The organism is Pseudomonas sp. FG86 (assembly GCF_057808775.1).
Map to the genome: position 1 here is coordinate 1 of NZ_JBMDIS010000126.1, position 12,868 is coordinate 12,868.

General features: G+C 62.8%; 10 protein-coding genes and 1 pseudogene. 4 read left to right on the forward strand and 7 right to left on the reverse strand.

Going from position 1 to position 12,868, the window contains the following annotated elements; all coding sequences use genetic code 11:
- Positions 1-138: 138 nt before the first annotated feature.
- Complete coding sequence (locus tag ACODSV_RS34065) at positions 139-906, reverse strand: SDR family NAD(P)-dependent oxidoreductase (RefSeq protein ID WP_024074769.1); 768 nt, start codon at positions 904-906, stop codon at positions 139-141.
- Between the two features lie 137 nt (positions 907-1,043).
- On the opposite strand from ACODSV_RS34065, the gene ACODSV_RS34070 reads away from it, so the two are divergent.
- Positions 1,044-2,192, forward strand: a complete 1,149-nt coding sequence (locus tag ACODSV_RS34070; RefSeq protein ID WP_150056560.1) for an aldose epimerase family protein — start codon at positions 1,044-1,046, stop codon at positions 2,190-2,192.
- 115 nt (positions 2,193-2,307) lie between these two features.
- Here ACODSV_RS34070 and ACODSV_RS34075 read toward each other — a convergent pair whose 3' ends face one another.
- The 5 genes from ACODSV_RS34075 to ACODSV_RS34095 all read right to left on the reverse strand — a co-directional run bounded on the left by ACODSV_RS34075 (position 2,308) and on the right by ACODSV_RS34095 (position 8,254).
- Positions 2,308-3,312 carry a substrate-binding domain-containing protein gene (locus ACODSV_RS34075; RefSeq protein ID WP_024074767.1) on the reverse strand — a complete coding sequence of 335 codons (1,005 nt, stop codon included), beginning with the start codon at positions 3,310-3,312 and terminating at the stop codon, positions 2,308-2,310.
- Positions 3,313-3,452: 140 nt separating this feature from the next.
- A complete protein-coding gene (locus tag ACODSV_RS34080; RefSeq protein ID WP_102625370.1) occupies positions 3,453-4,316 on the reverse strand; it encodes an SMP-30/gluconolactonase/LRE family protein in 864 nt (287 codons plus the stop codon).
- Between the two features lie 19 nt (positions 4,317-4,335).
- The gene (locus tag ACODSV_RS34085; RefSeq protein WP_150054561.1) at positions 4,336-5,916 is read right to left on the reverse strand and encodes an aldehyde dehydrogenase (NADP(+)); all 1,581 of its coding nucleotides are present in this window, start codon (positions 5,914-5,916) and stop codon (positions 4,336-4,338) included.
- A 10-nt stretch (positions 5,917-5,926) separates the two neighbouring features.
- The gene (gene araD1, locus ACODSV_RS34090; RefSeq protein ID WP_069075733.1) at positions 5,927-6,916 is read right to left on the reverse strand and encodes an AraD1 family protein; all 990 of its coding nucleotides are present in this window, start codon (positions 6,914-6,916) and stop codon (positions 5,927-5,929) included.
- Between the two features lie 15 nt (positions 6,917-6,931).
- Entirely contained in the window at positions 6,932-8,254 is a 1,323-nt protein-coding gene (locus ACODSV_RS34095) for an MFS transporter (protein ID WP_102625367.1), read from the reverse strand.
- Between the two features lie 193 nt (positions 8,255-8,447).
- On the opposite strand from ACODSV_RS34095, the gene ACODSV_RS34100 reads away from it, so the two are divergent.
- Positions 8,448-10,184 (forward strand): IlvD/Edd family dehydratase, encoded by a 1,737-nt coding sequence (locus tag ACODSV_RS34100; protein ID WP_024074762.1) that lies wholly within the window; start codon positions 8,448-8,450, stop codon positions 10,182-10,184.
- A 48-nt stretch (positions 10,185-10,232) separates the two neighbouring features.
- Positions 10,233-10,955, forward strand: coding sequence for a FadR/GntR family transcriptional regulator (locus ACODSV_RS34105; RefSeq protein WP_024074761.1), 723 nt, complete (start codon positions 10,233-10,235; stop codon positions 10,953-10,955).
- Between the two features lie 28 nt (positions 10,956-10,983).
- On the opposite strand, the gene ACODSV_RS34110 is transcribed toward ACODSV_RS34105, so the two are convergent.
- Positions 10,984-12,432 carry a hypothetical protein gene (locus ACODSV_RS34110; RefSeq protein ID WP_150055704.1) on the reverse strand — a complete coding sequence of 483 codons (1,449 nt, stop codon included), beginning with the start codon at positions 12,430-12,432 and terminating at the stop codon, positions 10,984-10,986.
- A gap of 125 nt (positions 12,433-12,557) precedes the next feature.
- On the opposite strand from ACODSV_RS34110, the pseudogene ACODSV_RS34115 reads away from it, so the two are divergent.
- Positions 12,558-12,758, forward strand: a pseudogene (locus ACODSV_RS34115) (GntR family transcriptional regulator); the annotation flags it as partial.
- Positions 12,759-12,868: the final 110 nt, after the last annotated feature.

Genomic DNA, 12,868 nt, shown 5'->3' on the forward strand with positions numbered 1-12,868 from the left:
GCGGAACCCTAAGTAGCCGTTACCGCAGCAACGGATATGTACTCATTCCACTCCAGCATCCTGGTCGGCCCAGAGGCCGCCATCGGGGGCAAGCCCCCTCCCACATTGGCCTCTGTTGCCTGGACAAGGGTTCCAGGCTCAGACCCAACCACCATCCACAATAAAATTCTGCGCCGAACACATCGCCGACGCATCGGAAGCAAGAAACAACGCCATATTGGCGATATGCTCCGGCAGCACACTGCCCGGCAGGCACTGACTGCGGCTGATCAGCTCCTTGGCAGCGTCATCCACCCACATGGCCAGCTGTTTTTCAGTCATCACCCAACCCGGCACCAGCGTGTTCACACGGATACGGTTCGGCCCCAATTCCCGTGCCAGCGCGCGGGTCATGCCGTGGGCGGCGGCCTTGCTGGCGGCGTACACCGGGTAGCCGGCCGAGGCCATCATCCAGCCGACGGAGCCGAGGTTGATGATCGAGCCGCTGCCGGCGCGCTTCATCATCGGCACCACGGCCTTGGCGGCAAAGAAGGCGTGTTTCAGGTTGACGGAAATCAGCTTGTCGAAGGTTTCCGAATCGACTTCTTCCAGGGTGTGGCGCACGTCATTGGCGGCGTTGTTCACCAGCACGGTGATCGGCCCCAGGGAATGCTCGAAGCGCCCTATCGCCGCCTTGTAGGCGATTTCATCGGTGATGTCGCAGCACACGAATTCCACAGCATGCCCCCGCGAACTCAACAGAGCCGCCAGGCGTTCGCCCTGGCTTTGCGCGCGGTCCACAAACCCGACCCTGGCACCCTGCGCGGCGAAGGCCCGCACCATGAATTCGCCGATCCCCGAGGCGCCCCCGGAAATCAATACGGTCTTGCCGTTGAGGTCGGGATAAACGGCGTGTTCAGTACTCATAAAAGGATGCCTCGATCAATTAGTCTTATTTTATTTTACGAAATTGGCGTTTAAGGCTATAAATTCGCTGTCATATCGACAAAATATCGCACATTAGTAGAACTATTCCATCCAAAACAACAAAAGGAAGTTCGACCATGAAGCACCCTCGATACCTGCTGTCCGGCCTGGCGCTGTCCATGATGATCGCCAGCGGTGGCGCCCAGGCAGCCGGTTTGTCCAGCGAGCAAAAACCTTTCGGTAAAACCAACGACGGCACCGCCGTCGAGCAGTACATCTTGCGCAACAGCCATGGCATGCAAGCCACGGTGATCACTTACGGCGGTGTGTTGCAGTCGCTGAAGGTGCCGGACAAACACGGCAAGCTCGACGACGTGGTCCTGGGCTTTGACGACGTACAGGGCTACCAGGCCGGCACGGCGTTTTTCGGCGCGACCATCGGGCGCTTTGGCAATCGCCTGGCGGGCGGCGCCTTTGCGCTCGACGGCAAGCGCTACCAGGTGCCACTCAACGACGGCCCCAATTCGCTGCATGGCGGCGCCCAGGGTTTCGACAAGCAGGTGTGGAAAGCCGAGCCGGTCAAGGATAAGGATTCAGTCGGTGTGAAGCTGAGCTACCTGTCCAAGGACGGTGAAATGGGCTTCCCCGGCAACCTGAAAACCGAGGTCACCTATCGTCTCAATGACCAGAATGAACTGCATATCGACTACACCGCCACCACCGACAAACCCACGGTGCTTAACCTCACTAACCACAGCTATTTCAACCTGGCCGGCGCGGGGAATGGCGACATCCTCAAGCAGGTCGCGACCTTGCATGCCAGCCACTACACGCCAGTCAACGCCACCTTGATTCCCACGGGCGAACTGGCGCCGGTCAATGGCACGCCGATGGATTTCCTGAAACCTACGCCTATCGGCCAGCACATCAAGGATGACCATCCGCAGCTCAAATTTGCCGAGCCCAAACAGGGCGGGTTTGATTTCAACTGGGCGCTGGACACCCAAGGCAATATCAAACAACTCGCCGCCGAGGTACACGACCCCGCCTCCGGACGGCGCTTGCAGTTGTACACCACCGAGCCTGGGGTGCAGTTCTATACCAGCAACTTCCTCGACGGTTCGGTAAAGGGCAAGGGCGGCAAGACCTACCTGCACTGGAGCGGTTTCACCCTGGAAACCCAGCACTTCCCGGATGCGCCGAACCAGCCCAAGTTTGCGTCAACCCGCCTGGACCCTGGACAGACTTATCGGCAGAACACCGTCTTCAAGTTCTCCGCTGACTGACGCGGTTTATATAAGCGCTGTCGAGCTTTAGCGAGGCTGCCTCGCTAACGCTCGACAGCGCCCACATTGGATCAGTGTTAAGTGTGGACGCAGTGCAACGGCGAGAGAAAACCTATCAGTTCCACAAGCCGATTTTCTCCAGCTCCTGCTTGAAGTTGTCGCGGGTGATCAGGGTCACTTCGTCCATGGCCGTGTATTTCGGTGGTTCCTTGCCGGTGGTCACCCAGTCGAACATCATCTTCGCGGTGTTGTAGCCCTCGATATGCGGGCTGGGCAGCATCGAGCCGAAGAAGCCACTGTTGGGTTTCTTCAGTTCGCCGATGGCGTCGGTGCCATTGATGCCGATGCCGATGACATTGGCGGCGGCGAAGCCGGCGCTCTCAGTGGCACGCACGCCGCCGAGCACGGTGTTGTCGTTCATGCCGCCGATGATCAGGTTTTTCGCGCCGGCGGGCAGCTTGACCAGGGCCGAGTTGGTGGCGTCCATGCTGCCGGGGACGTCGAGGGTTTTCAGCGCAGCCGTCAGAATGTGGTCCTTGGGAATACCGGCCTCCTCCAGGGATTTGATCGAGCCATCGGTGCGTTTCTTGCCGGTGTCGAGTTCATTGAAGGTGTTGATCACCGCGTAGGTGTCCTTCCAGTCCCAACCGCGTTTTTTCGCTTCGGCCGCCATGGCCGCGCCTTGTTTCTGGCCCACTTCAAACGCAGCCATGCCCAGGTACGGCACGTCTTCCATGAAGTTGCCCTTGGCGTCGACAAAGCGGTCATCCACGGCGATCACTTTCAAACCGTTGGCCTTGGCCTTGGCGACGATGGCCGGGCCCAGGGACACGTCCGGCGGGCAGATCACAAAGCCCTTGGCGCCGTTGGCGGCCAGGCTGTCGATGGCCGAGAGGGTTTTCTCGCCATCGGGCACGGCGATCTTGATCACCTTGAAGCCATGTTCCTTGCCGGCTTTTTCGGCAAAGGCCCATTCGGTCTGGAACCACGGCTCCTCGGCCTGCTTGACCAGAAAACCGATCTTCACTTCTTCAGCGGCCAGCAACAGCCCGCTCAAGCTCATGGCCGAGACCGCCACAGCGGCGCAGCACAGGGAACGCAAACCACGACGACGTTTCATACGGGTGACTCCTTGTTGTTGTTTTTTGTTTGCTGTTTTTGTAGGAGCGAGCTTGCTCGCGAAAAACGTTAACGATGACGCGTACATCCTGAATGCACACGACGCGCTCAGGCTTTTCGCGAGCACGCTCGCGCCTACAGCTAACCGGCAAAACGATGGCAAGGCTTGCCGGGTACATCGACTTCGATGGCCAGCACCGCGCCGTCCAGAGGGTGATCCAATGGGCTGGCGGCGCTGGTGATATACAAGGTCGTGAGGTTGGGGCCACCGAATACGCAACTGGTGGGGCGGCTCACGGGCAACTCGATAATGCGGTCCACCTCACCATCGGGCGTCAGGCGCAGCAGGCAACTGCCGTCCCAACGGGCGTTCCAGATGTAGCCTTCAGTGTCCATGGCCGAGCCATCCGGCCCGCCGCGTACGTGCGGGCCGAACCACAGCGTTGCGGGCTCGAGTTGACCGTCGGCCTGGATCGCATGCTGGTAGAGCGTGGCATCCAGGCTGTCGCCGAAATGCACCTGGCTGCCGTCCTCGCTCCACAGCAAGGTGTTGGGAATACCCAGGCCGTGCAGCAACGGCGTGACCTGCCCGTCTGCATCGATGCGAAACAGGCCACCGGAGCGCCGCGTGATCGGCAGGTCTTCGCCGTGTTCGCCGATGTTGTTCTGCATGGTACCCAGCCACAGGCGGCCCTGGGCATCGCAGCGGGCTTCATTGCCACGGTTGCCCGGTTGCGGGTCGGCCACGCAGAGCAAGGTCAGGGCCTGGGTCGCCAGGTCCAGCCGATAGACGCCACTGCTCAAGGTCACCAGCGCATCACCGCTTTCACACGGGATAAACGCCGAAACGTGCTCGGGCAACTGCCAGATCTGCAAGTGCCCGCCCATCAGGCGCAGTGCCTGTTTGCCGGCGATATTGACCCAGTACAGTGCCTGGGTCGGCACGTCCCAGAACGGACCTTCCCCCAGTTGCGCACGGTGTTCAGTGACAGCGGTACACGACATGTCGCCTCCTGATTGTGGTTTACAGCGGGTCGCGCGATGGCGTGCCATCCACCAGGCGCTGGATACGCAATGGGTTGGCGTTTTTCAACGCGTCGGGCAGCAGGCTATCAGGGTAGTTCTGGAAGCACACCGGGCGCAGGAAACGGTCGATGGCCAAGGTGCCGACCGAGGTGCCACGGGCGTCGGAGGTCGCCGGGTACGGCCCGCCGTGGACCATCGCATCGCAGACTTCCACGCCGGTCGGGTAGCCGTTGAGCAGGATGCGCCCGACTTTCTGTTCCAGCAGCGGCGTGAGCTCGGCGAACTGTTGAAAGTCCGCCGGTTCGCCAATGATCGTCGCCGTGAGCTGGCCGTGCAGGCCGTGCAAGGCGGCAGTGAGTTGGGCCTGGTCGGCGACTTCGACGAACACCGTGGTCGGGCCGAAGACTTCCTCCTGCAACACTTCGTCGCCGTCGATCAACAGGCGTACATCGGCCTTGAACACTTGCGGCTGCGCCTGGTTGCCGGCCTGGACGCTGCCCGCCAGGTGCTGGATGCCAGGGTGCGCCAGGAGTTTCTCCAGGCCCTTGGCATAGCTGCCCAGGGTGCCGGCATTGAGCATGGTTTGGGCGGGTTGATCGCCGATCAATTGCGCCACCTGCTGGGTGAACGCAGTGAACGCCGGCGACGCGATACCGATCACCAGGCCGGGGTTGGTGCAGAACTGGCCGCAGCCTTGCACCACCGAGGCGGTCAGGTCGCGGGCGACGGTGTCGGCCCTGGCCTGCAACGCCTGGGGCAACACAATCACCGGGTTGATGCTCGACATCTCGGCAAACACCGGGATCGGCTGCGGGCGCGCCGCCGCCATGTCGCACAAGGCGCGGCCGCCCTTGAGCGAGCCGGTAAAGCCCACTGCCTGGATCGCCGGGTGCTTGACCAGCGCTTCGCCAACGCCGCCGCCGAAAATCATATTGAACACACCCGCCGGCATTTCGCTGGCCGCAGCCGCGCGCATGATCGCATCGGCCACCTGTTCCGCCGTGGCCATGTGCCCGCTGTGGGCCTTGAACACCACCGGGCAGCCGGCCGCCAGTGCGGCAGCGGTGTCGCCGCCCGCGGTGGAAAACGCCAGGGGAAAGTTGCTCGCGCCAAACACGGCGACCGGGCCCAGGCCGATGCGGTATTGGCGCAGGTCCGGGCGTGGCAGCGGCTGGCGATCGGGTAACGCCTTGTCGATACGGGCACCATAGAAATCACCACGGCGCAGCACCGTAGCGAACAGGCGCATCTGGCCGCTGGTGCGCCCACGCTCGCCTTTGATACGTGCGGCGGGCAGCGCGGTTTCGCGGCAGACCAACTCGATGAAATTATCGCTCAGGGCATCCAGCTCGTCGGCGATCGCGTCCAGGAACTGCGCGCGGCGCGCGGCACTCAAGGCGCGGTAGGCCGGGTAAGCCGCAGCGGCGGCCTGGGCGGCGGCGTCGACCTCCTCCGGCGTGGCCTGGTAGAACGCCTGCGGCAAGGCTTCGCCCGTGCTGGCATCGACGCTGTGCAGCTTGACGCTGCCGTTGGCGCTGCGATGGCCGCCGATATAGTTGTGGCCGAGGAACTGGGGCATGTTGATCTCCTTAAAGGGGGGTGACTTGGCCGGGTTCGAATGCCGCATCGCTGCTGCCGACACCGTTGATCAACGGCGCGCCGAACTCGGCCTGGCTGATCTCGAACACATCGCCCGGCAGGGTACGTATACCGTCGGCGAATGACAGGGTGGCGGTGCCGAAGAAGTGAACATGCACATCGCCGGGGGTCAGGAACTGGCTGTACTTGAAATGGTGGTATTCGAGGTTTTCCAGGCTGTGGCACATATTGGCCTCGCCACTGAGGAATTCGTTCCGCCAGATTTCCTCGCCGTGACGCAAGATGCGGCTGGTGCCCGCCAGGTGCTGCGGTAACTCGCCCACGCGCAGCTCCGGGCCAAAGCTGCAACTGCGCAGTTTGGAATGGGCCAGGTACAGGTAGTTCTTGCGCTCCATGACGTGGTCGGAGAACTCGTTGCCCACCGCAAACCCCAGGCGATAAGGCTTGCTGTCAGGGCCGATGACGTACAGGCCACCGATCTCCGGCTCTTCGCCCGCGTCTTCGGCGAACGGCGGCACCGGAAAAGCCGCGCCCGGGCGCACGACGATGCGGCCATCACCCTTGTAGAACCACTCGGGCTGCACGCCCGCCTGGCCGGCTGCTGGCTTGCCGCCCTCCAGGCCCCACTTGAAGATGCGCATGGTGTCGGTCAGTGCGGTTTCGTCAGCGCCCTGGTGCATCTTGTCGCGGGCCGAGGCGCTGCCCAGGTGGGTCAGGCCGGTGCCGCTGATCAGCATATGGGCCGGGTCCGGGTGGTCCAGCGGCGGCAGGACTTTCAGGTCGGCCAGCAACGCCGCGTAGTCATGGCTGGCGCCCAGGCCGAGACGCTCTACCTGCTGCTGCAAGTTGATGCCCGCCTCGATAGCGGCCAGTGCCAGTTCGCGCACGCTGCGCGCGGTTTGCACTTCGCGCAGTTGGTTGCCATCCACCACGCCGACCCGACGCTCACCGTTGTTTGATTCGAACTGCACTAAACGCATGAAGCTTCTCCCTGATTAAGTACGTGTGGCGCCACGGGCACTGGCGGCGAATTGATCGACCGGCAGGACGTGCTTGCGCTCCAGCAGGCGGTAGACCACGCCGGTCAAGACCAGCCCGAACACCATGACCCCGGACAGGAAGTACAAGCCCGAGGCGAGGTTGCCGGTGTATTCCTTGAGTGCACCGATCACGAACGGACCGATATAGCCGCCAAGGTTGCCCACCGAGTTGATCAAGGCAATGCCCGCCGCCGCACTGGCGCCGGCAAAGAAGCGCCCCGGCAAGGTCCAGAACACCGCCGTGCAGGAAAACAGCGCGAAGGCCGCCAGGCACAGCGCGGCCATTTGCAGCACCGGCACACTCAGCCAGGCGCTGAAGAACAGGCCGATGGCGCCCAGTACATAAAGCACGGCCAGGTGGCCGTAGCGATCATTCAGGCGGTCGGAACTGCGCGGGATGATCAGCAGGCCGATGATCCCGAAAATGTACGGCACGGCGGAGATAAAACCGGTGACCAGGTCGGTGCCGCCGAACTGCTTGATCAGGGTCGGCAGCCACAGGCCCAGGCCATAGATGCTCAGGGTCACCGGCAGGTAGAACAGCGCCAGCAGCAACACACGCTGGTCCTTCAGGGCGTGCAACGGGTTGCCGTGACGTGTCTGCCCATAGGTTTGCAGGTCTTTATTCAGCTCGCCGGTGAGCCAGGCTTTTTCATCGTCGCTCATCCATTTGACCTGCTTGGGGCCATCCGGCAGGTAGCGCAGCACCGGCCAGGTCAGCAGGATCGCCGGGGTGCCGATCACGATAAACAGCCACTGCCAGCCGTGCAGCCCGAGGATGCCGTCCATGCCCAGCAAGCCACCGGAGACCGGGCCGGTGATCATCATCGCGATGGGTTGGGACAGGATGAACAGCCCGAGGATCTTGCCGCGATGGCGAATCGGAAACCATTGGGTGATGTAGTACAGCACGCCGGGGAAGAACCCCGCTTCGGCCGCGCCCAGCAGGAAGCGCATCACGTAGAAGCTGTGCGGCCCCTGCACAAACGCCATGCCAATGGTGATCGCGCCCCAGGTCAGCATGATGCGTGCGAACCAACGCCGCGCGCCGAAGCGGTCGAGCATCAGGTTGCTGGGGATCTCGAACAGGAAGTAGCCAATGAAGAACAGCCCCGCGCCCAAGCCGTAGGCCGCGTCACCGATGCCGACGTCGGCGCCCATGTGCAACTTGGCGAACCCGACCGCCGAACGGTCCACATAGGCGATCAGGTACAGCAGGATCAGGAAGGGAATCAGTTTCAGCGTAATGCGCCGGATAAGCCGCAGTTCCTGGCTCATGGGGGTCGATCTCCGATTGTTGTTCTTATAGAAGCTCGGGGGACGCCTCTCGCGAAAATCCGCCAGGGCCAACCCTCAGTTGAGATCGACTATATAGTAGTACTATTTACTAAACAACACTTCCAAAGCGTCGATTTTGCGCTTATGTTTAGCTTCAGATAGAACATATAGTCATACAATAAGAGAATCGATCATGTCTGATAAAAAGCCCGGCCTACGCTCCGCCCAGTGGTTTGGTACCGCCGACAAAAACGGCTTCATGTACCGCAGCTGGATGAAGAACCAGGGCATTGCCGACCATCAGTTCCATGGCAAGCCGATCATCGGTATCTGCAACACCTGGTCGGAGCTGACCCCGTGCAACGCGCATTTCCGCCAGATCGCCGAGCACGTCAAACGTGGCGTGATCGAGGCCGGCGGCTTCCCGGTGGAATTCCCGGTGTTCTCCAACGGCGAATCCAACCTGCGCCCTACCGCCATGCTCACCCGCAACCTGGCGAGCATGGACGTGGAGGAAGCCATTCGCGGCAACCCGATCGACGGTGTGGTGCTGCTGACGGGCTGCGACAAAACCACCCCGGCCCTGCTGATGGGCGCGGCCAGTTGCGACGTGCCGGCCATCGTGGTCACGGGTGGGCCGATGCTCAACGGTAAGCACAAGGGCCAGGACATCGGCTCGGGCACCGTGGTGTGGCAACTCAGTGAACAGGTCAAGGCCGGCACCATTACCCTGGATGACTTCCTCGCGGCCGAAGGCGGCATGTCGCGCTCGGCGGGCACCTGCAACACCATGGGCACCGCGTCGACCATGGCCTGCATGGCCGAGGCGCTGGGCACGTCCCTGCCCCACAATGCGGCGATCCCCGCCGTGGATGCGCGGCGTTATGTATTGGCTCATATGTCGGGCATGCGTGCGGTCGAGATGGTGCGCGAAGACTTGAAGCTGTCGAAGATCCTCACCAAGGAGGCGTTCGAAAACGCGATCCGCGTGAACGCGGCCATCGGGGGTTCCACCAACGCCGTGATCCATTTGAAAGCCATCGCCGGGCGCATCGGCGTCGAGCTCGATCTGGACGACTGGACCCGCATCGGCCGTGGCATGCCGACCATTGTCGACCTGCAACCGTCGGGGCGCTTCCTGATGGAAGAGTTCTACTATGCCGGTGGCCTGCCCGCCGTACTGCGTCGCCTCGGTGAAGCCAACCTGATCCCGCACCCGAACGCCTTGACCGTCAACGGCAAGACCCTGGGCGAAAACACCCAGGACTCGCCGATCTACGGCCAGGACGAAGTGATCCGCACCCTCGACAACCCGATCCGCGCCGACGGCGGCATCTGCGTGCTGCGCGGCAACCTGGCGCCATTGGGCGCAGTGCTCAAGCCCTCGGCGGCCAGCGCCGAGCTGATGCAGCATCGCGGCCGTGCGGTGGTGTTCGAGAATTTCGACATGTACAAGGCCCGCATCAACGACCCGGAGCTGGACGTGGATGCCAACTCGATCCTGGTCATGAAGAACTGCGGGCCCAAGGGTTACCCAGGCATGGCCGAAGTCGGCAACATGGGCTTGCCGGCCAAGCTGCTGGCCCAGGGCGTGACCGACATGGTGCGGATTTCCGATGCCCGCATGAGCGGCACGGCGTATGGCACGGTGGTCTTGCATGTGGCGCCGGAAGCCGCGGCCGGCGGACCGTTGGCTGCCGTGCAAGAAGGCGACTGGATCGAACTTGACTGCGCCAACGGCCGCCTGCACCTGGACATCCCCGACGCCGAGCTGGCGGCGCGCATGGCCGACCTGAAACCGCCGCAGAACCTGATCGTCGGCGGCTATCGCCAGCTGTACATCGACCATGTGCTGCAGGCCGACCAGGGTTGCGACTTTGACTTCCTGGTCGGTTGCCGAGGGGCGGAAGTCCCTCGGCATTCCCACTAATTGGGATGCTATGATGCCGCGAATTTAAGCCAGAGCATCCCTGTCGTTATGGATCAGCCGCCGTCCAAGCCGCGCAAGAGCATGCATGCCCAGATCGTTCAGGACTTGGGCATGCACATCGTTTCCGGTCGCTTCAAGCCCGAAGAAAGACTGCCCATGGAGGCCACGCTCTGCGAGGAGTACAAGGTCAGCCGCTCGGTATTACGCGAAGCGACACGGGTACTCAGCGCCAAGGGCCTGGTGTACTCCAAGCCCCGGGTGGGCGCCGTGGTGCGGCCTCGGGTGAAATGGCACCTGCTCGACCCGGACGTGCTGTCCTGGTTGATGCAGTCCACGCCCCATAGCGAGTTCTTCAATACGCTGGCGGGCGTGCGGCGCATCCTCGAACCGGAAATCGCCGCCATGGCCGCGACCACCGCCACCGATGAAGACATCGCCATCATCGAAAAAGCCTACCTGGGCATGGAAACCGCGCAGACCCACGAGCAGCTGTTGCAGGCCGACCTGGACTTCCACCGCGCGATTGCCGATGCCACCCGCAACGACCTGCTGGCCTATATGTGCAACATGTTGTCGCTGCCGCTGCGCGAGTCGATCAGCATCACCAACCGCCGCCCGGATATCCAGGGCCTGAGCCTGCCCCGGCACAAGGCAATCCTCACCGCGATCCAGAACCGCGACGCCCTCGGCGCGCGGCATGCGTCGCTGGTGCAACTGGATGACACGCGGGTGGCGTTGGATACGGTGATGAATGTGCTAACCCCGCTGTAACCTGCGGTGGGGAGCTTGAACCGCTGGGTTAGTGCAAGCTGTAGGAACCTATGCCGGTGTCATCGGCGCTCTTTTGTTGGCTCCAGAACACCCGGTCGCTGCCACCGTCGAAGCCGCGTACCCCCATGTAGCCATCCACCGCCAGGCGCTGCCATGACTGACCCCAGTCTTTGGAGTAAAACACCGCCTCGGCGGAAATATTTGCGTCCCCCCACCAGTAGAGCCAGCGTGGCGGATGGTGTTCGCTGGACGTGTTGAGCAACAGGCTGTTGCGCCCCACCCAAAGCCCGCGGGCCTGGGTGTCGGCAGCCAACGGCGAGAACACACTGGGCAAGTCGCTCAAGGGCTGCCAGGCCAGGGTGGTGGTGTTCAGTTCGGCCACCACGGTATGCCCATATCCGCCCCGGTCGATCAAGCCGATCACGCGGCCATCGCCGTTGTCCGCCAGCGCCGTGACAAACAGGCCATCTTCACGCTCAAGGCGCCCCACCTGCCAGCCCCCGGTCGTGCGGGTTAACGACGCACGGGTGGTGATATCGATCGCCAGGTTGTTGCTCTGGCCGTCGGGGTGGCTGCCCCAAAAGCGCTGGGACACCCAGATCATTGCGTGCTGGGCATCCTGTTGCAGGACATGGCTGCGCACGTCGCCGGACTCCCCTTCGGCCGTGCGCCATTCGACGATGTCCGGGCGCTTGCCTTGGGCGTACTCACGCGGTACCAGCAAGGATTGAGGTGCAACGACCGGCGCACTGTGGGCACCGCCGTCCCTGGAGTAATACACGCCCGTGGGAATTGCACCGGAAGGGTCGGCGCTGGCCTCGTCGTCCGCGGTGCCGGGTGAACCCCAGGCCCACACCTCGTCCTTGTTGTAGAAATACGGGGTCAGGTTGTCGGCCACCCGGTCCGCCTCCGGGAAAAAGCCTGCGGCCATCCATGTCCAGTGCTGGCCCTGGTCATCGCTGCGAAATACCACGGTCTGGGCGGCGGCGTCATCGGGACGGTTCGCGTCGCTCAACAGGTACACGTGGGCGCCATCCGGGCTGGCCACCAAACACGCTGCGCCGCTGAGATGGGCCACAGGGGTGAATTGGCCGTTGGCATCCAGGCGCGAAATAAACGTGGTTTCACGCTCGCGGCTCGGGATCAGGCTGCCAAAGGCACCCGGCTCCTTTGGCGGTGCGGGCGCCTTGCCGTGCAGTACGGCATTCAGGTCGACCATGGCGGCAGACGGCTGGAACGGTTCGTAGGCATCCTCCAGCCGCCCCACCAGCCAGGTGCCCTGGGGCGTTACCAGCACGCCGGTGCAATATTGGCTGACCGCCCGCGTGTGCACGCCAGGCACCGTGCCCAGCCAGTGTTGCTCGGGGCTGCTGCCGCCCCACTCGAGCTTGGCACTGGCGATCATCCACATGTACCAAAGCGCCACGCCGACCAACAGTGCGACCAATAGCCGGGTGATAAGGCTTGAGCGAGGCATGTGACGTCCATATCCAGGAAGTTGGCAGAGCTTTTCTCATCTCCTTGGGCGCTAGTAAATAGTTATCGCCTGCCAACGTGGAGTTTTTCAGCAAGGTGTGACACCGATTGCAATCGCGTGAGGCCTGCAACGACCTGCTGGCCTACATGTGCAACATGTTGTCGCTGCCGCTGCGCGAGTCGATCAGCATCACCAACCGCCGCCCGGATATCCAGGGCCTGAGCCTGCCCCGGCACAAGGCAATCCTCACCGCGATCCAGAACCGCGACGCCCGCGGCGCGCGGGTGGCGTTGGATACGGTGATGAATGTGCTGACGCCGCTCTGACTTCAATGTGGGAGGGGGCTTGCCCTAATGCCAGTCGGTTCAGGGGGGGAACACTATAACTGTGGCGAGCGGGCTTGTTGTGGCGAGCGGGCTTGCCCCGCGTTGGGCTG